The following is a 24,250-nucleotide window of genomic DNA, read 5'->3' on the forward strand; positions in this document are numbered from 1 at the left end:
GAGAATCACGATGAAAAGAATTTTTGAAGTTCAACCTTGGAACGTTTCAACACACGAATTTAAGGCTGAAGACAAAAGACTACAAGAATCGATGACTAGTTTAGGTAATGGCTACATGGGAATGCGTGGCTTTTTCGATGAAGATTATTCTGGCGACAGCTTACCAGGCATTTACCTAGGTGGTGTTTGGTTCCCCGACAAGACTCGTGTTGGTTGGTGGAAAAACGGTTATCCAAAATACTTTGGTAAGGTCATCAATGCCGTTAACTTCATCAAAATGAATTTCGAGATCAATGGCGAAAAACTAGATTTGGCCAAAGATGAAATCAGTGATTTTGAATTAAATCTCCATATGAAAAACGCACTCTTAACACGTTCATTCATCGTTAAAAAAGGCGATGCCAAAGTAAAATTCAATTTTGAAAGATTTTTGAGTGTCGCACAAAAGGAACTTTCCGTTCAAAAAGTTACAATCGAAAATCTTTCTAATGATCCTGTCGACATCAAGGTGATTTCATCGATCGATGCTAACGTTAAAAACGAAGATGCTAACTACGACGAACACTTCTGGGAAGTTAAAGACATTGCTGCTGGTAGCGTTGTTGCTGAAACTAAAGCCAATGACTTCGGTACGCCAAGATTTACGTCTGGTATGCAAGCAAACTACGTAACTAGTCTGGCACCAGTTGGCAACGAAATGACCGATTTTGAAACTTCGACTACTTTTGCTGGTACTCTAAACAAAGATGAAACAGCTAGTTTTGAAAAACGTGTCATCGTTGTAACTTCTCGTGATTACGACACACAAGACGATTTAATTAAAGCAATGAATGACCTCTCTAAAAAAGTTTCCACCGTGTCATATGATGAATTGTTTACGGCACACGAAAACATTTGGGCTCAAAGATGGGAACAATCAGATGTGAAGATCCAAGGAGACGATGAGGCTCAACAAGGCATGCGTTTCAACTTGTTTGGCCTATTCACCACTTACTATGGTGATGATGCACGTCTAAACATTGGACCAAAAGGATTCACCGGTGAAAAATACGGTGGGGCAACATACTGGGATACTGAAGCTTTCGCAGTTCCAGTATACTTAGGAATTACGAAACCAGAAGTAACCAGAAACCTCTTGATGTACCGTTACAAACAATTGGATGGAGCATACGTTAATGCTCAAGAACAAGGTCTCAAGGGTGCATTATATCCAATGGTTACTTTCAACGGTATTGAATGCCACAATGAATGGGAGATCACTTTTGAAGAGATCCACCGTAATGGTGATATTGCATTCGCTATTTACAATTACACTAGATATACCGGTGACAAGTCTTACGTCTTAAATGAAGGCTCAAAAGTATTGACCGAGATCTCCAGATTTTGGGCAGATCGGGTCCACTTCAGTGAACGCAACAATCAATACATGATCCACGGCGTAACTGGACCTGATGAATACGAAAATAACGTCGACAACAACTGGAACACTAACTACTTAGCACGTTGGACATTGGAATACACATTGAAAGTTCTTAAGGAAGTATCTCCTGAACAAGCTAAGCAATTAAATGTATCCGATGAAGAAAAAGCTAAATGGCAAGATATCGTCGATCGGATGTACTTACCATATGACAAAGACTTGAACATCTTCGTTCAACATGACGGCTTTTTGGACAAGGATCTCCAACCTGTTTCAGCTATTCCAGAAGATCAACGTCCAATCAATCAAAATTGGTCATGGGACAAGATCTTGCGCTCGCCATACATCAAGCAAGGTGACGTTTTGCAAATCATGTATGACTTTATCGATGACTTCACACCAGAAGAAAAGAAGAGCAATTTTGACTTCTACGAACCATTGACAGTTCACGAGTCGAGTTTATCTCCAGCAATTTATTCAGTAGTCGCTGCTGACTTACATTATGAAAAGAAAGCGGTTGAATTATATGAAAGAACAGCTAGACTAGACTTAGACAACTATAATAATGACACTGTAGATGGATTGCATATTACTTCAATGACTGGTGGCTGGATCGCTATGGTCCAAGGCTTTGCTGGAATGAGAGTTCATGACGATACTTTGAGCTACAAACCATTCTTACCACAAAAGTGGGACAGCTATTCATTTAGACAAGTATTCAGAGGTCGCGTGATCGAAGTATCCGTTGATAAAGACGGAAATCACTTCAAACTTATCTCAGGTGAACCACTTGATATTAAAGTAAATGACAAGACAGTTACATTGGATTCATTACAAACTAATTAGTTATTAGGTGTCTGGGTTTTAAATAATTCGGGCACCTTTTTTGAAAGGAAGGATATATATGGTTAAATTCAAGGATATTAAAGGTTTCGTATTTGATTTAGATGGTGTTATTGCTGATACCTCTGTCTACCACTCACAAGCATGGCATCAACTGGCAGATGAATTAGGCGTTCAATGGAGTGATGAATTAGCTGACAACTTAAAGGGTGTCAGTCGCATGGATTCACTCGAATTGATCTTAAAAACTGGTGGTAAAGAAAACGATTATACCCAAGAAGAAAAAGAAAAGTATGCTGCTAAGAAAAATGCCAACTATCTGGACTTATTAAAAGGGATGGACTCTTCAGCAATTTTACCTGGTATCGCTGATTTTCTAGCTAGTTTGGAAGAAAATAATTATAAGTTGTCACTAGCATCAGCATCGAAAAATTCCCCATTAGTTTTGGAGCAATTAGGCTTAGCAAAATACTTCCCTGAAAAAGTCGATCCAGCAACTTTGAAGCATGGTAAGCCAGATCCTGAGATTTTTGCACGTGGCGCAGAAGTCTTAGACCTAACTCCAGAACAATGTATCGGAGTTGAAGATGCCAAAGCAGGTGTTGAATCGATCAATTCAGCGGGAGAAACTTCAATTGGTATCGGGGATGTAAATGTCTTGTCAGAAGCAGACATTAACTTCACGAATACTTCAGAATTGACGTTAGCCAACATCAAAAAAGCTATGGAAGTGGGAGAGGGTTAATGATTAAGGAACAAAATTTTGGTCAAGTTGACGGTGAAGATGTCAAATTGTTTACCATTGAAAATAAGAACGGAACTAAAATCAGCGTGATAAGTTATGCTGCAGCTTGGCAAAATTTTGAAGTTGTTGAGGATGGAACGACACATTCATTGATCGAACATTACGATGACGTTTCTGGCTACGTTGATAATCCTTATCAAGTAGGTAAAACAGTCGGAAGAGTTGCCGGACGAATCGGCAATGCTAAATTTACGATCAATGGCAAGCAATTCAAGCTACCTGCTAATGAAGGGGACAATTTATTACACGGTGGCGACAAGGGAATTCAAACACATAACTTTGACAGTGAGATCGACGAAAAGAACAACGCAGTCATTTTCACCACAGTTATGAAAAGTGCGGAAGACAATTTCCCTGGCGACTTAACATTGACGATCAAATATACTTTGACAAAAAATGACGAAGTAGAAATTGAATATACTGGCGAAAGTACAGAAGACACACTATTCAATCCAACGTGCCACGTCTACTTTAACGTACTAGATGACACCACAGATGTTTCTAAACAAGAACTACAAATCAACGCAGATGAATCATTGGCCATTTACGGTGACAAAGTACCAACTGGCAGAAAATTACCAGTAACATCAGGCTATGATTTTAGAAAACCAAGAACTATCGCTCAAGGACTAAAAGACTTGTACGCAGAAAATCAAAAAATCGAATTTGATGACTGCTACGTAACAGGCAAGTCAAAGTCAGAAGTTGCCAAAGTTAGCGGAGACGGAAGAAGCGTTAAGTTGTACTCTGACAGAAACGGAATGGTGATTTTCACAGCCAATCCTCAAGACAGTAAGAAGCAAGATGCTCACGAATATAGTTCACTAGCTATGGAACTACAAATGTTACCAGATGCTATTAACCATAAGGACTTCGGCGATATTGTGTTGCCTGCTGGCAAAAAAGTAACATATAAAAACAAATACAAGTATGCAAAAGATTAAGGTTTGTTAAAAAGACGCTTTGTTGCGAAGCGTCTTTTTTGTTTGGGTTTGATTTTTTTATGCTAAGTATGTTGGGGTGTGGTTCACTGCCGGTCCTGTGGGGGTTCCGGGAATTGCGCCGTGGAACGCTGCGGGCCAACTTTGAGCTATCCAAGGAAGACCGCCTTGGACATCTCAAAGCTTGACCTTTTCGTAAGCACGGCCTTTGCCGTGCAAACGAAAATTTCGCGGCTGACGGCGAATTCCCTCCACCCCCACAGGACCTAGGGTGGTACAAAACTCTTTTTGTTGGTGGGGGATGCGGCACTTAGCTATGTAGTTGTGGGTAGTTTTGGTTTTTATTTATAATCCTATCTATTTTGAGTCCTAGGATAACGTTTGGCCTACTGATCTTATCAATTTTGTTGGAGGTTATCATCGATAAGTAAAAATTATTGAGCTTTTGGAATTTGTGATTTTGCTTTTACTATAAAAATGACATTTGAGATAGACAAGTGAGAAATAGGAAGCTCAAAAAGTGCCGATTTAACCAAAAAAATGTCGGTAAAACTCAAAAAAAAAGAGAATTGATTGTCCAACTTAGGTGGAGGGGCGGGGCGCTATATGGGTTCAGTAGCCAAATTATTCTTAGCGGTTTACCGCTTAGAATAAGACTCGTATTTGAAATGCCCGAGCGAACTTCTCGGGTAGTTCAAATCGATGTCGGCTACGTTCCAATCCCATATAGCGCCCCGCCCCGGAACCGGCAGTGAACCTCAACACAAACTACTACCACTATCCAATACTATCAAATACCATCCAACAAACAATTAATTATCCAAAATACCAAACTAACCAACAGCTGTCATCTCTTACATCCTTATCTCACCCCAAAATAATTGTGATAAAATTAACATAAGAAGGTGACTAAATTGATCGAAAAGATTGCTGACAAAGACTTTGATCACTCAGACATGAAAGGTAAAGACTTTACGCAAGTTCAGTTTGAAAACGACGACTTCTCTCATACCGACTTAGCTGGAACAAATTTTTATAATTGTCTCTTTCGTAACTGTGATTTTTCGTATGCTGATCTTTCAAATGTAAATTTCACCGGTGCTGATTTGAGGGGCTGTGATCTGCATAACGCTGATATTTCAGGGGCAAATATGGAACATTCGATGTTGGACCATGCTAATTTGGACGGTATCAAGTCTGATGATTCGACTAAGTTTTTTAAAATGTATTGTCCTGAGAAGGGTGCCTTTTTAGGTTATAAGAAGTGTTTCAATTCTTTGATTGTGAAATTACTGATCCCAGCTGATGCTCGTCGGACTTCTGCAACGGCATCTTCTTGTCGTTGTGATAAGGCTAAAGTCATGGAAATCGAGGATATGTATACTGGGGAACATTATGATGAAGCTGTTTCTTATGTTGATGAGAATTTCATTTACAAGACTGGGCATTACGTCGTTGCGGAAAACTTTAATCCTGATCGTTGGCAAGACTCTACTGGAGGCATCCATTTTTGGCTTGATCGTAAAGAAGCTGAGGGATACATGTAGTCAAAACTTGAATTTTACTTCAAATAGAACTAGTGTTGACTCGGAATCTCATAGTTAGTGATGAATGCTGACGGAAAGGTAGCGGATATTTTGGAAAAAAGCATTGATTATCCATGTGTAATTTTTAAGTCCAACGCCAATAACGGAGTCTATACTGTCAATGTGCCAGATGTAACTGGTGCAGTTGGAAAGGATAGTAACGAAGAAAAGTCGATTCAAAGTGCGGTTGACGATACCGAAGATATTTTGAGTCATCAAGGAAATTATCCAACACCATCGGATCTATCTTCGATTGCTCGGGAATTCCCCCAAGCAGAAGTAAGATTGATGTCCTTAGATTTGGCCGAAATCGTCGCTCGGCGTAAAAAGCTCAATGCTTAAATATAAAAATAAAACCTCATTGCAATTTGCGATGAGGTTTTATTTATTGAGGGTTGCTAATCGGAGAGATATGCGGGTGCCAGCAGTGAGAGTACACCTATGCTGGTAATTCAATACAAAAACAGAGTTTTTTAATAATATTTTTACCAATACTGGTATCATATTAATTATTGAACACAAATAGAAAGGTTGTTAAATGTGAAATCCATCGTTGCTGGAATTGTTGCCCATGTTGATGCTGGTAAGACTACATTGTCCGAGGCAATGCTTTTTAAATCAGGCGTTATTCGAAAGTTAGGTCGTGTTGATGATGGTGACGCTTTTTTAGACTCAGACACTTTGGAAAAAAAGCGTGGTATCACGATATTTTCTCATCAAGCCGAACTGGATTTCGATGAGTTGAAATTAACTTTGCTAGATACGCCGGGACATATGGATTTTGCCAGCCAAACTGAAGCAGTCTTAAACGTGCTTGATTATGCTATTTTAGTGGTTTCAGCGACTGATGGGATTCAGGGATACACTCGTACATTATGGGAGCTTTTGAAAAGATATAACGTTCCCACATTCATTTTTATAAATAAAGCAGATGCAGCAACGGCTCAACCACAAGAAGTTTTACAACAACTGCAAACAGAGTTTGCTTCGGGAATCCAAAATTTTTCTGAGTTAAACGATGATGTCATTGAAAATATTGCTGCTACTGATGATGAAACTTTAAATGAATTTCTGGCTAATGAAACGCTGACCGACCAAACGATTCAACAATTGATCCAAAAGCGCTTAGTTTTTCCAACTTACTTTGGATCAGCACTTAAAGATGAAGGAGTCGAGGAATTTATTGCCGGTTTGTCGAAATGGACTGCTCAAGCAACTTCCATAACCGAGTTCTCTGCTAAAGTTTTCAAGATCTCCCACGATGAAAAAGGTGAACGCCTGACTTGGGTTAAGGTCACCGGTGGTGTCATCAAACCAAAAGATACGATTGCTGATCAACAAAAAGCCAATCAATTACGAGTTTATAATGGAACAAAATTTGAATTATCGTCCGAGGTCTCTAGTGGTGAAGTTTGTGCCATCACCGGATTGACGAATACTTTTCCGGGACAAGGATTAGGTGATGAAATAAATGCTCTTGCGCCAATTTTGCAACCAGTTTTAAATTATGCTGTCCAAGTTTCTGACGATAAGCTGCATGCTTGCTTGACGGCTTTAAGAATGCTGGAAGATGAAGATCCACAACTACACGTTAAGTGGTCGGAACATTTGCAGGAGATCCGTGTTCAAATCATGGGTGAAGTTCAATTGGAAGTCTTGCAACAGATTATGCAACAACGATTTGGCCTTGAAGTCAGTTTCACTGAGGGGCAAATATTGTACAAAGAAACGATCACAGAAAAAGTCGAGGGGGTCGGTCATTTTGAACCACTGCGTCATTACGCTGAGGTGCATTTGCTACTAGAACCAGCTCCATTAGGATCAGGGATTAATTTTGCAACTAACTGTGACTTGGACTATCTAGGAAAAAATTGGCAACATCAAGTATTATCGAATCTGGCCGCTAAAGAACACATAGGGGTCTTGACCGGTAGTCCGATAACGGGTATGAAGATCACCTTAATTTCAGGTAAGGCTAGTAATGTTCACTCTGTCGGTGGTGATTTTCGAGAGGCGACTTGGCGAGCTGTGCGCCAAGGTTTGATGATGCTGAAAACTAAAGGAAAATGCCAATTATTAGAACCATGGTATCGATTTAAAATGACGGTTGCCCAAGATCAAGTTGGCCGAGCAATGAATGATATTCAAAAAATGTCCGGTACTTTTGATACACCCACAAATCAAGGAGAACTAGCAACTTTAACGGGGACCGCTCCCGTGGCTCAAATGCAAGGATATCCCCAAACTTTACGCTCTTACACGCATGGTCAAGGAGATTTAGAGTTGGTCGTTGCTGGCTATCAAGCTTGCCACAACGCTGCAGAGGTTGTCGAACAGACCGACTATCATCCTGTTAGCGATTTAGAAAATACCCCTGATTCTGTTTTTTGTGCTCATGGAGCTGGTTATCCTGTACCTTGGGATGAAGTCCCAAATATGGCGCATATCCCATACACTTATAAATAATTATTAAACTGATGACTTGAACGTTAACTTTAGGAATTATATACTGAAAGACATATGTTAAAAATAGGGGAAATAAATTCGTGAAAGTTAAAAAGTTTTATCCAATCATCTTGTTAAGTTTCTTATTGTTAGTTTCAGTTGGACTGAACATCACGCAATTAGTTCAGAGCAATCATCCTAATGCTGAAAAAGTAGAGGCCGACAGTAATACCGATTCTAAGAAAGATACCAACAAAAAATCTGACACTGTCAAAAAGGGTGACGATGCCGAGATGGTCCCATTGGCTCAGTTTACTTACAAGGATTCATCCGAGACTAAGCCTTATCCAGTTTTAAAGGATCATCCAGAAGCTTATATCGATGTTGATATCGCAAAACAACGCGTGTACATCAAAGATGGCAAGAAGACACTTTATGAAATGTACGCTTCAACCGGTGAAAAAGATGCGACCCCAAGAGGAACGTACCAAATTGAACCAGAACATGGTGAATATTTTTACACAGCACCACTTAAGCTAGGTGCTTATCACTGGGTATCGTTTTTGAATCATGGTGAATATTTGTTCCACAGTACACCAACTGATGAAAATGGAAACTACGTTGATTCGATTGCAAAGACTTTAGGTGTCAAGCCTTCATCTCACGGTTGTGTTCACTTGTCTAATCCAGATTTACAATGGCTTTATAATAATGTTCAACCTGGTATGAAAGTTACTATTCATGGTAGTTTTGATAAAGCTTAAATTTTTAAATACGACTTCACTTGGGTTTTGGTGGGGCGTATTTTTTTTGTTTAAATTTGTTGCGAATAAGTTTGTATTATTTATATTTGGTTTTATTGATGCGAAAAGTTGCTCCAGGCGACAGTGGTCTCTGGTTTGGAGCACTGCTTATTGTAATATGGAATAGTGTTTTCAATTTTTACTGAGTAAACTTGACACAATTAGATAGTGCTATCCATTTTTGTTAGCTAAACTTGCTGCAATTGGATAGAGTTTTTTTATCTTTATCCTTAAGGATGCTGAAACGAGTTCCGAGACGTAGCGGCCTCCGGTTAACACAGGTGGTCGAGGCACGGCTTCGCCGCACCTTGTTCGACCACCCGCGTTAATCCTCAGCAGCTAACCGCGTCTCTCCACTCTCTGTGTTTAAATCCTCAGCAGCTGACCAACCTCGCTGCGCTCTCTAAGTTTTTATGAATGCATTGCTATCTAATAGCTGATATAATGCTAGTTAACGATATTTTAGAAATGAGGATTATTTATTTGATTACTGTTAGTGACGTTAGTTTACATTTTGCAGACCGGAAATTGTTTGAAGATGTAAATATTAAATTTGTTCCAGGTAACTGTTATGGATTGATTGGAGCAAATGGTGCTGGTAAATCTACTTTTTTGAAGGTTTTATCAGGTGCCATCAAACCTTCGACTGGTTCGGTTACTTTAGGACCTAACGAACGTTTAGCCACTTTAAAGCAAAACCACTTTGATTATGACGATTACACAGTTATGGAAACTGTTATCATGGGTCATACTGACCTTTATCAAGTGATGCAAGAAAAAGATGCTATTTACATGAAACCTGACTTCAATGAAGAAGATGGTTTGAAAGCTGCCGAGTTAGAAAGTAAATTTGGTGAAATGGGTGGCTGGGAAGCTGAAGGTGAAGCCTCACAAATGCTTCAAGGATTAAACATCCCTGAAAGTCTCCACCAAGAAAAGATGTCTAACTTAACTGCTGGACAAAAAATCAAGGTTTTACTGGCTCAAGCTCTTTTTGGTAAACCAGATGTTTTATTATTAGATGAGCCTACTAACGGTTTAGATGTTGATTCGATCGATTGGTTAGAAGAATTTTTGATCAATTTTGAAAATACTGTTATCGTCGTATCCCATGACCGTTACTTTTTAAATAAGGTTTGTACTTATATGGCTGATCTTGATTTTAGCAAGATTCAACTTTATGCCGGAAACTACGACTTTTGGCAACAATCTTCTCAATTAGCACAATCAATGAAGCAAGACCAAAATGCTAAGAAGGAAGAAAAGATCAAAGAACTGCAAGAGTTTATTGCACGTTTCTCAGCTAATGCTTCGAAGTCCAAACAAGCCACTTCGAGAAAGAAAATGTTGGACAAGATCACCTTGGATGATATCCAACCTAGTTCTAGACGATACCCATTTATCAAATTTGTACCTAACCGTGAAATCGGTAATGATTTATTACAAGTTTCTGACTTGTCGATTTCAATTGATGGCAAACAAATTTTGAAAAATGCTAACTTCACCCTCGGTCGTGAAGACAAGGTCGCTTTTTTAGCTAAGAACGATATGGTTACGACAGCTATGTTCAAGGTCTTAACGGGTGAGTTGGTGCCAGATTCAGGTACGATCACTTGGGGAGTAACGACTAGTCGTGCTTATCTTCCTAAAGATTTCAACGCTATGTTCAATGAAGAGACACCAATCATTGATTGGTTGCGACAATTTGCTGATAAGGGTGAAGATGACGACACTTTCTTACGTGGCTTCTTAGGCCGGATGCTCTTCTCAGGAGACGACGTAACGAAGATGGTCAACGTCTTATCCGGTGGGGAAAAAGTCCGTGTTATGCTTTCGAAAATGATGTTATTGAAAGCAAATGTGCTGTTGATGGATGATCCTACTAACCACTTGGATCTTGAATCGATCACTGCTCTTAACGACGCTTTGATCGACTACAAGGGTGCTATTTTGTTTGCATCTCATGACCACCAGTTTATTCAAACGGTTGCTAATCGTTTGATCTACTTGACTGAGAACGGGATCGTGGATCGCGCTGACACGAGCTACGACGAGTTCCGTAGTAATGAGCAAGTGGAAAAAAGTATTGCTGAGTTGGATGTTTAATAGTTGCCTTAGTTTCATTGGTAATTAAAAAGATGAATATATTTTCAAATTAAAAGGTTACGAGAACATTTTTGCGTTCTCGTAACCTTTTTTGATTATTCGTGATTTTCCCATTTCATTTCGTATACTTCTGTGGCGAAAGTTTCGACTGCAACTTTGTGACCACGGGTGAAGTTTTCTACTACTTCGTCGGAGCTATCTGTTCGGTTTATTTCCACCACAATGTAGTGGCGATTGATAGGGTCGGTGAAGATTGCTTCTAGATAATCCTGCGTTTGCCTGTAGTCTATTTGGATGTTGCTATATTTTTCCTGGTTTATGATCGGAGCTAAATAGGTTTCTTTTAACAGCTCAATTTTTTCATTTTTGTTAGTTTCGGAAAACTCAATTAATTGATCAAAGCTTTCTGTGGTAGCTGGTCTTTCCATAATTTCTTCCACGATATTCAACTCCTCATTTTATTGATAAATGCTTCACATGTACCATTATATCAATAATGTAACCGCTTTAACAGTTATCTTATTTTGACCGTTGAATAATCATTAAATTTTTGGAATATTATGTGTGTATTTTAAGTAAAAAATCAGGGTCATTGTTATACTGTTGATACATCACATTTAGATAGGGGCTCAAATATGATCGAAATCACTAATTTGTCAAAAAATTACGGTACCAAGAAGGCTTTGCAAAACTTGAATTTGAAAATTGAACCGGGGAAAATTTTCGGATTCTTGGGTCATAATGGTGCTGGTAAATCTACGACCATTAAAACTTTAGTTAGTATCCACAATCCTACCAGTGGCACAGTTACTGTTGACGGTCTAGACTTGGCTGAACATCGTCAGGAGATCAAGAGAAAAATTGCTTACGTTCCTGATACTCCAGACATTTTCTTACAATTGTCAGCGACGGAATACTGGGACTTGCTGGTTGCGGCTTATCAATTGGATCGTGATGCAGTTCAATCGCGACTCCAAAAATTAATTACTTTATTTGATATGAATTTTCATGTCGATGAAACGCTAAGTAGCTTCTCTCATGGTATGCGTCAAAAGGCAATTTTGATTGGTGCTTTAATGACTGATCCTGACATTTGGATCTTGGATGAGCCCATGCAAGGACTGGATCCACAGGCAGCATTTGATTTGAAAAAGCTGATGCAAGATCATGCCCAAAAGGGGAAGACGGTTATTTTTTCAACTCACAATCTTGATACTGCAGAACAACTTTGTGACGAACTCGCTATTTTGAAAAAAGGTCAGTTGATCTACAACGGTTCAGTCCAAGATCTTTTGAATCAACATGAAAATAAAACACTCGAGCAAGTGTATTTAGAAATGGCCGGACGTTCAGATAGCAAGATCATGGATGAACTGGAAGGTGGCGGTCATGAATAAACAACAACTAAAAGCGCTACTTTCAGTTAACTTACGTCTTTTGAACCCACAGGCTACAAATAAATATCGTGAGAAGGGAAAAACTGGCTCCGCTTTGACTAGACGACTGATCGGAAACTTTCTGTTCTTAGCCATTATATTCGTACTCTTTTATGGAATGAGCATGATGGCTGCTGACATGACCAAAGCCCCGGGCTTGTTCACATACTTTGTGGCGCTGTTTTTAATTTTAGGGATATCCCAAAGTATGACTGGGATCGCCAACGTCTTTTTTGCTCAAAAAGATCTGCAAGATTATTTACCGTTGCCATTTTCCGAACGGGATATTTTTGCTAGTAAAATCATTATTGTCACGATAAATATTTTTCCATTTACACTACCGTTGTTGATGCTATTCGCTATAACTGGTGTTTATGCAAAGATACCGATCGTAGTAGCGGTGATCATGGCTTTAGTTTTGTTTGTGATCATCACCTTATTGATCGAACTAGGATGTACCTTCGTAGTGTTACTTCTTTCAAAAACCAAATTCTTCCAAAAACATCAACAAATGATCTTGAATATTTTATTAGGTATCACGATTGTTGTCGCTGTTGTCGGCATGATGTTTTTGAATAATCAAATGGATAGCGGCAGTTCCGGTATTAGAACCTTTCCAGTTATTGGTTTGTTTGCTCCACTATTCAATTTACTTGTTCATCCGCTTGCTATGGGAAGTATCATTCATTGGATTGTTTTATTCGTGGTAACAATTGGCTTGATCTTCTTACTGAAAAAGTCAGTCGTTTCATCATTGATGTCGCAAATGATCAATGTAAATTCTAATGTCGAAAAAGCCAAAGTTAAATCTAAAAGGAAGCGTTCAACTTCTTTAGCTGGCAGCTTAAGGTCTTACAATTTTAAATTACTGGCAGAACCAAATTTACTGATCCAAATTTTTTCTAATTCAATTTTGGTGCCAATTGTCTTTATATTTTCATTCTCGTTTAGCGGAATAAGTTCAGAATTAGGCATTAAGTGGTTAGGAGTATTTTTCGTTGGTGGCATGTTTATGAGTGGTATTACCATGAACCAATCATCCTTGATCTCCAACTTGCTTTCGCTTGATCGCGACAATTTTGAATATATTAGCTCGTTGCCAATTTCCAAAAAATATTACTTGAAAAACAAATTTTTCTTCGGCTTCATTGCTCAGCTGTTGATCAACGCAATTTTGATCATTACGATGGGCTTTGTTTACAATTTTGGCATCGTCATGTCCTTATCTTGTATCTTAGGATCCGTTTGGGGTTCATTTTTGGCGGGGCAATATTATTTTTATCGCGATTATCGCTTGCGACTCACTAACTGGACTAATATAACTGAGTTATTCACGCGTGGTGGCGGAAATTTAATGATGATATTGATCATGTTCATCGTGATGATCGTTGGTTTACTCATCCTTGGTGCCTATTCATTTATGATTATCGCTGTTTCCAAGCCTTGGATGACTAATGGAGTGGTAGCAATCATACTCATTCTAGTCAGCTTTTTCGTGATGAATCACTATAAAAATGTCTTTTGGAAATTTTTAGATTAAACGATTGAGGCTGCGAAAAGCCGTCTCTTTTTTTAAAATTAAATAATCAGTTGATTTCATTGGAAAAAGCCGATTGGTCTAGTAAAATTTAAGACGATGGAAACATTTGATTAGTTTAGGGGACGCCCAAATATCAGACTGAATTAAACGAGGTATAAATAATGTACAAAATGATTGTTTGTGATTTAGATGAAACTTTATTGAATGATGCAGGGAAGCTGACTGATGAAAATATTGCTGCAATCAAAGCAGCTACCGCAAAGGGAGTTAAATTCGTGGCTAACTCTGGTCGGGGATACACTTCATTCCAAGATACTTTGAGTGCTGTTGATCTCAAGGATAAGGCCGAGCAATACGCAATTTCTTTTAACGGTGGCTTGATCTTAGAAAACAAGGACAACCGTGCCATCGCTATCAATGAAATGCCTTTTGATATCGCTGAGAAGATTTTTGATGTAGCTTCAGCTGATCCAATTGCATCGACCCACGTTTATACGAAAGAGTCTTGCTACATTTATCATTTATCAGATGAAGATGCCAAGTATTTGGAAAGCCGCAGTGTTAAATACGAGATCATGGAAGACGACAACTTTGACCGCTTCAAAGATGACAATGTCATGAAGATCATCATGCAATTGCCTACGATGGACCAACGTAAACAAATGCAAAAAGATGTTGAAAAGGTAGTCCCTGCTGATAAACTAGCCGTTACTTATTCTTCAGGGATGTACGTTGAGATCAATCCCGGTGGAGTTGACAAAGGAACTGCGACCGTCCAATTAGGTGATATTTTGGGCATCAAACCAGAAGAAATCATTGCGATTGGCGATAATGGCAATGACTTAGCAATGTTGAATGCTGTGGGTATGCCCGTAGGTGTTGCCAACTCAATCGATGAAGTTAAGAAGGCAGTTAAGTACATTACTAAGGCAGATAATAACAATTCTGCTGTTGCCGAAACTATCAAGAAATTCATTTTAGAAGCATAATAGTAACAACTAAGATACAAAAAAGAGCTCATTGGAATTTTTTCCAGTGAGCTCTTTTTCAATTTAACCGTAAAAATTATTTGATCAATTTGTTGATCGCATCGATTTCATCACTAGTGAAATCAAGGTTATCTAAGGCTTTCAAATTGTCGTCTAAGTGATCGTTGTTAGTTGTACCGATCAAGACACTAGTTACAACAGGATCTTTTAGTAGCCAAGCTAGTGACATTTGGCTTAGTGATTGATTTCTATTTTGAGCAATGTCATTTAAGTCGTTTAGCTTTTTAACTAGGGCATCTTTTCCTTGCTCTAATAATTTAGCATTTGTTGGGTGAATGCTGTATTCATCAGAAATACCATTTAAGTATCTATCTGATAATAACCCTTCACAAAGAGGGCCATAAGCAATAGCTCCGATGCCATTGTCTTCGAGTGTTTGGGCGATTCCGCTAGTTTCAACGTGATCGTTTAACAAATTCATACTCAATTGATTTAAGACGAAAGGTGTACCTAAGCGTTTGAATTCAGCAATGGCACGTTTGAGTTCAGGAACTTCATAGTTGGAAACTCCAACATACAAGGCTTTACCAGACTTAACGACAGAATCTAGTGCTCGACAAGTTTCTTCAACGGGTGTTTGGTCATCGTAACGGTGAGCGTAGAAAATATCTACGTAATCCAAATTAAGTCTTTCTAGTGAATCATCGATTCCTTGAAGGACAGCTTTTCTAGAAGTGCCTGTTCCAAAAGGACCATCATGGATCTCATAGCCCACTTTAGTAGCGATGACTAATTCATTTCGATAAGGTTTCAAATCGTTTTTTAAAACGGAACCGAGTAATTCTTCTGTTGAGCCAAAGCCAACTTTACCATTTCCGTAATGGTTAGCTACATCGAAGTGAAAAACACCTTTGTCAAAAGCGTGTAAGATCACATCGCGACGATCACTGATCGGATCAGCACTTCCGAAGTTTCTCCACAAACCTAATGAAATAGGTGGCAACATTAGGCCTGTGTCACCAGCGTGGCGTACTTGAGTGTTTTCATAACGATCATTTGCTGCGTTATACATTGTAAATCCTCCTCATACTTATACCTCTTTAATTTTATGCTAAGAGGCTGACTTACTCAAGGATAGGCAAGACTTCTAGATTATTTAATTTCTAATATTACATATTCTACTTGCTTGAATTTTCTCATTAAAAGCGACATAATTTGTTTATTAACGCTATTATAAATTAGAATAAAATTAATGTGACGTTAACACGAAAACATGAAAGATAATCTCAGGGGGATTTTTATGCGGATCAAAGCAGAAGAGGAACGTAAATTTTTAAAAGCAGTTTTTCAAAAACAACATTTCACTAAAGAAGATGGAGCATTATTGGCAGATACCTTAGTCGATGCCGATTTGCGTGGCATTTCATCCCACGGTATCCAGCGACTAGCTTGGTATTCTCGGATGATCAAGGACCACACCTTGGAACCAACCCAACAGCCAGAAATTTTGAAGGAAACACCAACTAGTGTTTTAGTGGATGCCAATAAGAGTATGGGCCAAATTGCCTCAGCTTTTACTATGAATAAATTAATTGAAAAAACTAAAAAATTAGGCTTATCAATGGGTGTTATTCGCAACTCTAATCACTTTGGTACAGCTGGATATTATTCTCGAATGGCAGTCAAAGAAGGCTTGATCGGTATTTCCACGACTAATACTCGGCCACTGGTCGTTCCAACGAATTCACTCGAAGCTTTCTTGGGATCCAATGCCTTTGCATTCACGTTCCCAGCTGAACCACATCCTTTCGTCTTTGATGGCGCAACATCAGTAGTTTCTAGTGGTAAGATTCAAGTTTTGGCTAAGAAGGGTGAACAAATACCCGGTGACTGGGCTGTTGATGAAAACAGAGAAGTCTTACATGATGCCAAAACAGTCGAAGATAATTTGGCTACAATTGCTTTTTCTGAAGATCGTCCTGGTGGTGGGGTCTTAACGCTTGTTGGTCAACAAGAATCAAATTCTAACTACAAAGGATTCGGTAACTCATTGATCATCGAAATGTTGACCGGTATCCTTGCTCAAGGTTCATTGTCAGCTGACACGAACACAGGTAAGCATGATTTCAGTCAATTCTTCATGACCATCGATCCATCACTGTTCGGCGATCTCGACGTCTTGACCAAGAATGTCAGTGAGATGTTTGACCGAATCAGAAACTTGAAACATTTACCAGGAACAAAAATCATGATCCCTGGTGATCGTGAGTACAAGCATTATGATGAAAACAAAGTTCAAGGCGTTTCGATCGACGATGAAACATTGTCAGAAATGAAACAAGTCGGTGCTGAATTCGGTGTCGAAGTTCCTGACGAATTGGAAGTTTAATTAAATACTTTACAGAAGGTCATGACTTTTAGGTTGTGGCCTTTTTGTGTGCAGTCTAATAAAATTAATGGTTGTGTTATGTTATAAGTAACGTCACATAAGAAATGCTTAATGGGGTCAAAATTATGAAACAGTTCATCATGAATGGTCAACAATATGAGTTAGTTGCCGTTGCAATGGATCAAAGCATCCAAAACCAAGGCAAAATTGCCGTTTATCGTATTCCAAATACTCAAAATTATTTTTCGATGCCCGTTTCAGAGTTGTCGGCAATTATTCGTAATCAACAAAATAACAATCAGTCACGGCTAGATTTATCGGGAAAAATCCACTTATTCAAACAGCGGTTCATAATTAGAACAGATGTGTATGCAAACAGATACTTTAGTAAAAAATATAATCGTAAAGCATATGCACCAGCGAGTCCCTTCATGAACGGTCGACCAATGAGAAATAAGTTTTTGCCTCTGACCGATGATATTATTGCTCGTCATTTAAGCGATAATAATGCTTCAGCTATCGGAATATATCCCTTAAGTAAACAAAATACGACTAAATTTCTAGCTTTTGATATTGATGAACATCATACCAATCAGCATTGGAAAGAGCTAACTCAGGCGCTTATTAAGGAATGCAAGACATTTCAATTTAAACCCCTTATCGAATTATCACAGTCAGGCAAGGGATGTCATATATGGATATTTTTTGATGTACCGATCGAAGCTAAGATAGCAAGGCAATTAGGTGATTTATTACTAAAATTAACTCAGGAAGCTGACCCTAGACTACCTTTTTCCGCATTCGACCGAATGTTTCCGGCACAAGATCAAATAGGGCAAGGTAAAGTGGGAAACCTTATAGCAGCACCTTTGGAAGGACAAGCTTTGACTCATGGAAAAAGCCTGTTTGTAGATGAGGACTTCATGCCTTTTAATGATCAATGGCAAGCTTTGGCAAATGTGCAAACAGTTGGATCAAATCAAGTGTTAAAAACAATTGAGTCAATTCAAAATACTTCAGAACTTTCGGTTGAAAATCTTAGAGACGATGAAGAAACGTTAACGGATTACAAAATTAAAAAATCTTTATCAGTCGTATTGAAAGACGCTATTTATATCAAGAAAGCTGACTTAACTAGTAAAGAAATTTTGAGTTTGAAGTGGTTGTCATCATTCAACAATCCAGAATTTTTTAAATTACAGGCGGTTCGAATGCCAGTGAATAATACTCCACGTGTAATAACTTTGTTTAAAGAGGATCAGGAAAACTTGATTTTACCTCGTGGATTAGTCGATGATCTGAACAAGATGGTAGATGAAATAAAATGGGATGATCAAACCGTTTCAGGGACGAAAATGAAAATCAAGTTTCTGGGGAAATTGTATGAAAATCAACTTCCCGCATTTAATGCGATAGCAGAAAATCCAACTGGGATTTTATCGGCGCGGACAGGATTCGGAAAAACCGTTATTGCAGCTAAAATGATTGCTACTAATAAGTTGAGTACTTTGATCTTAGTTCCCAATAAAGTCTTAGCACAACAGTGGCAAGACAAATTAAATGAGTTCCTAGAAATAAAAAGTGAACCCGTGATTGTGGAATACACACCAACTGGCCGGTTAAAACAAAAGAAAGCAATCGGAACATATTTTGGACAAAAGAAAAATCCTAGTGGTTTAGTCGATATTGCAACAATTCAAGCAATTAGCAAAATGGATGATCCTGAAAATTTTTTAAATCAATATGGAATGGTCATCAGTGACGAAGTCCATCACGATGCCGCATTTACTTATGATGAAGTCATCAATAAAATTGCCAGTAAATACTTATATGGGCTTTCGGCAACTCCTTACCGAAGAGATGGACAAGAACAGATTTTGACACTTCGATTTGGTCCAATCAGATACCAAACCGATGTTTTTGATCCGAGATATTTACTAACGGTCAAACGATCGATCATTCCTCGTTTCACCAATTTTGGGATAACAGATTTTAACGCGCTTAATAATAGTATTGTTGAGAATCGATTGGCTATTCAAAAAGATGAAGTTAGAGATAACATGTTGATCCAGGATATTGAAGACTGTTTAAAAGAAAAGCGCCATACTATCGTGATGACGAGCATAGTTTCGCACGTTGATCAACTGTACGATAAGTTGCCACATGACCATTTATATCGAATATATGGAGGTATATCCAATAAAGAGCGGGCTCAAGAGATTGAAAAAATCAATCAAGATGATCAACCTTATACGATCCTTGCTACGCCGTACGTTGGTGGTGAAGGACTGGATATAGCAAGCATGGATACTATGATCTTAGCAATGCCGTATAGTTTTCACGGTAACTTGGAGCAATATTTAGGAAGACTGCATCGGGACCTTGAAAACAAAAATGATCTCAGAGTCATCGATTATGTCGATATGTTTGTGCCAATGTTCTTGCGGATGTTTCGTAAAAGAAAACAAGTATACAAAAAGCTCGGTTATGAGTTAGTTGAAGATGAAAAGACTCACCAATCGGGATTAAAAATATTTGAAGGCAATTATCAAAGTCCACTCATCAAAGGGTTAGATGGAGCTCACCATATAGTTATCATGGGAGGGAAGTTGAAAAAATTTCTGGATGATCGTGTCACTAACTTATTGGTCAATAATTGCAGTGTTCATATTTATAGTCAGTATCCACTACAACGCATTCAAGATAAGAACTTGAAATGTACAATTTACGAAAACAACTTACCTAATTGTGTAATTGTTGATGACCGTCAAATGTGGATCAGTAGTGATTATAGTTTTGAGTCTAATAAAGGATTAACGACCTGCATTGAGCATCCCGAATTGATCAAACAATTTAAGAGCTTATTGCTTCAAAACTCCTAGTTACTAATGATGGATTTTAACTACAGCAGGGGATAATATTTTCAATATTTTAAGAATTATAGTTTAATAAAAAGAGGAGGTATGTTTATGCAATTTGAAAAATTAAGTAATGGCGTTACTATGCCAATGATGGGATTTGGAACTTATCAATTAGACAAGGCTGATGTAGCTTCTTCAATTCAAGCTGCTATCGATGCTGGATATCGTCACTTCGACTGTGCTCATATTTACGGCAACGAAGTTGAAGTGGGTAAGGCTTTCAAAAATTCCGGCGTAAAAAGAGAAGATTTGTTCATCACTTCAAAAGTTTGGAACGATGATCAAGGTTACGAAAGCACTTTGGCTGCTTTTGACAAAACACTCAGTGACCTTCAATTAGATTACTTGGATCTTTACTTGATCCACTGGCCAAACGAGGACAACTTCCAATTGAGTTTGGATACTTGGAAAGCTTTGGAAAAAATCTATAAAGATGGCAAAGCTAAGTCGATTGGTGTTTCTAACTTCTCAGAAGAACAATTGAATAAGGTTTTCGAAATGGCAACTGTTAAACCAATGGTCAACCAAATTGAACGTCACCCATACAAGACTCAAGAAAAATTAGGTGCATTTGATAAGGCCAACGGTATCGTCAATGAAGGATACTCACCAATTGGTCACGGTCACTTGATCCTTGAAGATGAAACAATCAATAAGATCGCTAAGAATCATGGCAAGAGTCCAGCACAAGTAGTATTGCGTTGGCAAATAGATACAGGTTACGTTGTTTTCCCTAAGTCATCAAACATTGAACATGTCAAAGCTAATATCGATATTTTTGATTTTAATTTGACTGATGATGAGATCAAGGCTATTGATGCTTTAGATAAAGACGAACACTTGAACTACGACTAATTATTTTTATTTGATGAAAATAAATCACTAGCTGGTTTATTTTTTTTTGCGTTATTTATTTTTTTATCAAAATATCATTATGACTACTAAAATCTCTCTTAACATTTTTTTAAACATTCTTAGTCATAACCACAGATTATTTCATAACCCACTGTCTTCGGGTATAATTGTCAACAGTGTCACGGCTGGAAAAATTGGTCGTGTTTAATCAAATTATCGTGTAGGAATATTTTTTACAGGATTCTAGTTTTATGGAGGATTGTATGGTTACAAAAGATGAAAACAGCATGGTTGAATTGGCGGGTCCGGTTCATCAACAATTAGGTCAGTATCGGGTCAATCAGATCCAAGCGGTGCTTTCGTTATTGGATGAAGGTAATACGGTGCCATTTATTGCTCGTTATCGTAAGGAACGGACGGGAACTTTGGATGAAGTGGCCATTCGTGAAATTGAAGATGAAACTAATCGCTTGATGAAACTCAATCAAAGACGTACCGAAGTTTTGAAGTTGATCGATGAACAAGACAAACTTACTCCTAAGCTAAAAAAGAGTTTGGAAGACGCGACTGTTTTACAACAAGTTGAGGATCTTTATCTGCCATATAAACAAAAACGTCGTACTAAAGCTACTATTGCTAAAGAAGCTGGCTTGGAACCGTTGGCAAAATGGTTGATGACTTTTCCAGATACTGGCCTAGATGAAAAAGCTAAGTCATTTATCGATCCTAAGAAAGATTTACCCGATTTAACTTCAGTTTGGGCCGGGGTTCACGAGATCTTGGCTGAGAATTTTAGTGAGCGTGCAGACTTTCGTGAATGGATCCGAAAATATACTTGGAACAACGGTGAGTTGACAAGTAAACTTAAGCGTGGTGCTAAGGATGACGATGAGCAACAAGTTTATGAGACTTATTATGATTTCCAACAATCCTTGAAGAAAATCCCACCTTATCGTGTTTTGGCCATTAATCGTGGTGAAAAAGAAAAGATTCTGACCGTTAGCATCGTCTTAGAAAATACTACTATTTTGAATCACTGCGATTTTCAACTAGTGGGAAAACGTGTTGGAGCAGCAGTCAACAAGATCAAAGAGGCATTTGCGGATGCGTACAAGCGTTTCTTAGGACCAGCCATTGAGCGTGAATTGCGTCGACAAATATCTGAACAAGCGGACGATCATGCTATTCAAATTTTTGGAAAAAACCTTTATCACTTGTTGATGCAAGCTCCACTAAAGGGCAAAGTAGTCATGGGATTTGATCCTGCCTATCGGACTGGCTGCAAGCTAGCTATCATGGATGAGAATGGTCGCTTTTTGACGAAACAAGTGATTTATCCTCACAAACCGGCAAGTGAAAAACAGCGTCAGGCAGCTGGACCGGAATTTAAAAAACTATTGGAAGACTATCACGTGGAAATGATTGCTATCGGAAACGGTACCGCTAGTCGTGAATCAGAAGAATTCGTCAGTGAGATCTTGAAGACGTTAGATCATCCCGTTTATTACGTGATCGTCAACGAAGCAGGAGCTTCAGTTTATTCGGCCAGTGAAAATGCTCGAGCTGAATTTGCTGATCTCCACGTTGAAGAACGTTCAGCCGTTAGTATCGGTCGTCGTTTACAAGATCCTTTGGCAGAATTGATCAAAGTAGATCCTAAAGCTATTGGAGTTGGACAATATCAACACGATGTCCCTGAAAAATCACTCGACGAACAATTGGATCGAGTCGTCGAAACGGCTGTTAACCAAGTGGGAGTCAACTTAAATACTGCTAGTCCTGAGTTGTTGACACATATTTCTGGTTTGACATCGACGACAGCCAAAAATATCGTCAACTTCCGCAATGATAATGGACAATTCAACAATCGTCAGTCTCTCAAGGATGTTCCTAGACTTGGACCAAAGGCATATCAACAGTCAGTCGGCTTTTTACGGATCATTGGCGGAAGTGATCCGTTAGATAATACGGATATTCATCCCGAAAGTTACAAGGCTACGCGTAAGCTGTTAGCTGGTATTAAAGCTGATAATGACGATATTGGAACACCAAAATTGCAACAACAGCTGAGTTTGATCGACCGGAAAAAATGGTCAGAAGAACTGGATATCGGACAAGAAACTTTGAAGGATATTATCGAAGGTCTCAGTAAACCCGGACGTGACTTGCGTGACAGCATGCCGGCGCCATTATTACGCCAAGACGTTTTGACTATGGCAGATTTGCAGCCGGGTATGGAGTTACAAGGAACTGTCCGTAACGTCATCGACTTTGGTGCCTTCGTGGATATTGGCGTTAAACAAGATGGTCTCGTTCACATTTCTCAGCTTGCCGATCACTATGTGAGTGATCCAAGTGCTGAGGTTACCATTGGTGACATTGTGACCGTTTGGGTCTTAGACGTCGATGAAGCTCGCCATCGGATTCAATTGACGATGAGAAAAGATCAAGTAAATTCTTAAAAAACAAATTTTAATATACCGATTTGATATCAAAAAAAGAGCAATTTAACGACAAACGTTAAGTTGCTCTTTTTTTACAAGTTCAATTCATAGGCCAAACGGGCATTATCTTCGTGATTATCAGCAGGTTCACTAACATAGATCTTGCCACGGTGGATGTAGCCAGAACTTTCAGCCAAATGTTGCATTCTCTGATTGAGCTGATGAGTGTCGATCCGGAAGTTGTGAACACCGTTTTGATATGAATGACTTATCAAATTGGAAACGAAGAGTTTTCCAAGATGTTGACCACCAAAGTCTTTGCTGATAGCGATCCGATGAATCGTAGCATATGGTTGGTCGTTGACTTTCCATTCGCCATTAAAAATTTCACGGTAATTAGGATCATCGGCCACGATCAAAGTAGCCGTTCCAGCAACTTTTTGACCAACCATCAGTACAAAACATTGTTGAGCCATGACGTCGTTTTTCAAAGTTTCCTCATCAGGGTAACCGTTTTGCCATTGGGGACTACCGTCTGCTTTTAGCATTGCTTGTGCTTGGTGGATTATAGTCATTATTTGATCTAAATCGGCGAGTTGTGCGTGTCTAATAAAAGTTGAACTCATTTGAATCCTCCGTATAAAAGTAATAATAAAATTTTATCACTTTTATATATTGAAAGTGCAAATTAAGCGAACAAAATCAAGCATAAGAAAAGCCTTAATTG

General features: G+C 38.6%; 18 protein-coding genes. 15 read left to right on the plus strand and 3 right to left on the minus strand.

Annotated elements, in window-relative coordinates; translation table 11 throughout:
- Window positions 1-10 precede the first annotated feature (10 nt).
- From EKM69_RS03675 to EKM69_RS03710, 8 genes are all read left to right on the plus strand, one after another.
- Window positions 11-2,266 (plus strand): glycoside hydrolase family 65 protein, encoded by a 2,256-nt coding sequence (locus EKM69_RS03675; protein ID WP_125708245.1) that lies wholly within the window; start codon window positions 11-13, stop codon window positions 2,264-2,266.
- A gap of 58 nt (window positions 2,267-2,324) precedes the next feature.
- Window positions 2,325-3,008, plus strand: coding sequence for a beta-phosphoglucomutase (pgmB, locus tag EKM69_RS03680; RefSeq protein ID WP_125708247.1), 684 nt, complete (start codon window positions 2,325-2,327; stop codon window positions 3,006-3,008).
- On the plus strand, window positions 3,008-4,012 hold the full coding sequence (locus tag EKM69_RS03685; protein ID WP_125708249.1) for an aldose epimerase family protein: 1,005 nt from the start codon (window positions 3,008-3,010) through the stop codon (window positions 4,010-4,012). Before pgmB ends, EKM69_RS03685 begins: the two co-directional genes overlap by 1 nt.
- Window positions 4,013-4,914: 902 nt before the next feature.
- Complete coding sequence (locus EKM69_RS03690) at window positions 4,915-5,556, plus strand: pentapeptide repeat-containing protein (RefSeq protein ID WP_225423828.1); 642 nt, start codon at window positions 4,915-4,917, stop codon at window positions 5,554-5,556.
- 60 nt (window positions 5,557-5,616) lie between these two features.
- The gene (locus EKM69_RS03695) at window positions 5,617-5,937 is read left to right on the plus strand and encodes a hypothetical protein (RefSeq protein ID WP_164505838.1); all 321 of its coding nucleotides are present in this window, start codon (window positions 5,617-5,619) and stop codon (window positions 5,935-5,937) included.
- Window positions 5,938-6,135: 198 nt separating this feature from the next.
- Entirely contained in the window at window positions 6,136-8,061 is a 1,926-nt protein-coding gene (locus EKM69_RS03700; RefSeq protein ID WP_125708343.1) for an elongation factor G, read from the plus strand.
- Between the two features lie 80 nt (window positions 8,062-8,141).
- Entirely contained in the window at window positions 8,142-8,804 is a 663-nt protein-coding gene (locus EKM69_RS03705) for a L,D-transpeptidase (protein ID WP_225423829.1), read from the plus strand.
- A gap of 522 nt (window positions 8,805-9,326) precedes the next feature.
- Complete coding sequence (locus tag EKM69_RS03710) at window positions 9,327-10,949, plus strand: ABC-F family ATP-binding cassette domain-containing protein (RefSeq protein ID WP_125708348.1); 1,623 nt, start codon at window positions 9,327-9,329, stop codon at window positions 10,947-10,949.
- 95 nt (window positions 10,950-11,044) lie between these two features.
- On the opposite strand, the gene EKM69_RS03715 is transcribed toward EKM69_RS03710, so the two are convergent.
- The gene (locus EKM69_RS03715; protein WP_125708253.1) at window positions 11,045-11,389 is read right to left on the minus strand and encodes a hypothetical protein; all 345 of its coding nucleotides are present in this window, start codon (window positions 11,387-11,389) and stop codon (window positions 11,045-11,047) included.
- A 195-nt stretch (window positions 11,390-11,584) separates the two neighbouring features.
- On the opposite strand from EKM69_RS03715, the gene EKM69_RS03720 reads away from it, so the two are divergent.
- The 3 genes from EKM69_RS03720 (at window position 11,585) to EKM69_RS03730 (ending at window position 14,914) form a co-directional block, all read left to right on the plus strand.
- The gene (locus tag EKM69_RS03720) at window positions 11,585-12,346 is read left to right on the plus strand and encodes an ABC transporter ATP-binding protein (RefSeq protein ID WP_125708255.1); all 762 of its coding nucleotides are present in this window, start codon (window positions 11,585-11,587) and stop codon (window positions 12,344-12,346) included.
- Window positions 12,339-13,925, plus strand: coding sequence for an LTA synthase family protein (locus EKM69_RS03725; RefSeq protein WP_125708257.1), 1,587 nt, complete (start codon window positions 12,339-12,341; stop codon window positions 13,923-13,925). Before EKM69_RS03720 ends, EKM69_RS03725 begins: the two co-directional genes overlap by 8 nt.
- Window positions 13,926-14,086: 161 nt before the next feature.
- Window positions 14,087-14,914, plus strand: coding sequence for a Cof-type HAD-IIB family hydrolase (locus tag EKM69_RS03730; RefSeq protein WP_125708259.1), 828 nt, complete (start codon window positions 14,087-14,089; stop codon window positions 14,912-14,914).
- A gap of 76 nt (window positions 14,915-14,990) precedes the next feature.
- On the opposite strand, the gene EKM69_RS03735 is transcribed toward EKM69_RS03730, so the two are convergent.
- Window positions 14,991-15,986, minus strand: a complete 996-nt coding sequence (locus EKM69_RS03735) for an aldo/keto reductase (RefSeq protein ID WP_125708261.1) — start codon at window positions 15,984-15,986, stop codon at window positions 14,991-14,993.
- 228 nt (window positions 15,987-16,214) lie between these two features.
- On the opposite strand from EKM69_RS03735, the gene EKM69_RS03740 reads away from it, so the two are divergent.
- The 4 genes from EKM69_RS03740 to EKM69_RS03755 all read left to right on the plus strand — a co-directional run bounded on the left by EKM69_RS03740 (window position 16,215) and on the right by EKM69_RS03755 (window position 23,541).
- Complete coding sequence (locus tag EKM69_RS03740; RefSeq protein ID WP_125708263.1) at window positions 16,215-17,303, plus strand: Ldh family oxidoreductase; 1,089 nt, start codon at window positions 16,215-16,217, stop codon at window positions 17,301-17,303.
- Window positions 17,304-17,428: 125 nt separating this feature from the next.
- Window positions 17,429-20,185, plus strand: coding sequence for a DEAD/DEAH box helicase (locus tag EKM69_RS03745; RefSeq protein WP_164505839.1), 2,757 nt, complete (start codon window positions 17,429-17,431; stop codon window positions 20,183-20,185).
- 87 nt (window positions 20,186-20,272) lie between these two features.
- On the plus strand, window positions 20,273-21,079 hold the full coding sequence (locus EKM69_RS03750; RefSeq protein WP_125708266.1) for an aldo/keto reductase: 807 nt from the start codon (window positions 20,273-20,275) through the stop codon (window positions 21,077-21,079).
- A 263-nt stretch (window positions 21,080-21,342) separates the two neighbouring features.
- A complete protein-coding gene (locus EKM69_RS03755; RefSeq protein WP_125708268.1) occupies window positions 21,343-23,541 on the plus strand; it encodes a Tex family protein in 2,199 nt (732 codons plus the stop codon).
- A 74-nt stretch (window positions 23,542-23,615) separates the two neighbouring features.
- Here the strand turns inward: EKM69_RS03755 and EKM69_RS03760 are convergent, their stop codons facing one another.
- Entirely contained in the window at window positions 23,616-24,149 is a 534-nt protein-coding gene (locus EKM69_RS03760) for a GNAT family N-acetyltransferase (protein ID WP_125708270.1), read from the minus strand.
- Window positions 24,150-24,250: the final 101 nt, after the last annotated feature.

This window comes from Companilactobacillus zhongbaensis, assembly GCF_003946515.1.
GTDB classification, from domain to species: domain Bacteria; phylum Bacillota; class Bacilli; order Lactobacillales; family Lactobacillaceae; genus Companilactobacillus; species Companilactobacillus zhongbaensis.

Bases quoted from the DNA above. Each gene is read 5' to 3' on its own strand.
- EKM69_RS03725 (WP_125708257.1), top strand. From the start codon at position 12,339: ATGAATAAACAACAACTAAAAGCGCTACTTTCAGTTAACTTACGTCTT.
- EKM69_RS03675 (WP_125708245.1), top strand. From the start codon at position 11: ATGAAAAGAATTTTTGAAGTTCAACCTTGGAACGTTTCAACACACGAA.
- EKM69_RS03755 (WP_125708268.1), top strand. From the start codon at position 21,343: ATGGTTACAAAAGATGAAAACAGCATGGTTGAATTGGCGGGTCCGGTT.
- EKM69_RS03735 (WP_125708261.1), bottom strand. From the start codon at position 15,986: ATGTATAACGCAGCAAATGATCGTTATGAAAACACTCAAGTACGCCAC.
- EKM69_RS03740 (WP_125708263.1), top strand. From the start codon at position 16,215: ATGCGGATCAAAGCAGAAGAGGAACGTAAATTTTTAAAAGCAGTTTTT.
- pgmB (WP_125708247.1), top strand. From the start codon at position 2,325: ATGGTTAAATTCAAGGATATTAAAGGTTTCGTATTTGATTTAGATGGT.
- EKM69_RS03720 (WP_125708255.1), top strand. From the start codon at position 11,585: ATGATCGAAATCACTAATTTGTCAAAAAATTACGGTACCAAGAAGGCT.
- EKM69_RS03695 (WP_164505838.1), top strand. From the start codon at position 5,617: ATGAATGCTGACGGAAAGGTAGCGGATATTTTGGAAAAAAGCATTGAT.
- EKM69_RS03745 (WP_164505839.1), top strand. From the start codon at position 17,429: ATGAAACAGTTCATCATGAATGGTCAACAATATGAGTTAGTTGCCGTT.
- EKM69_RS03760 (WP_125708270.1), bottom strand. From the start codon at position 24,149: ATGAGTTCAACTTTTATTAGACACGCACAACTCGCCGATTTAGATCAA.
- EKM69_RS03685 (WP_125708249.1), top strand. From the start codon at position 3,008: ATGATTAAGGAACAAAATTTTGGTCAAGTTGACGGTGAAGATGTCAAA.
- EKM69_RS03730 (WP_125708259.1), top strand. From the start codon at position 14,087: ATGTACAAAATGATTGTTTGTGATTTAGATGAAACTTTATTGAATGAT.
- EKM69_RS03750 (WP_125708266.1), top strand. From the start codon at position 20,273: ATGCAATTTGAAAAATTAAGTAATGGCGTTACTATGCCAATGATGGGA.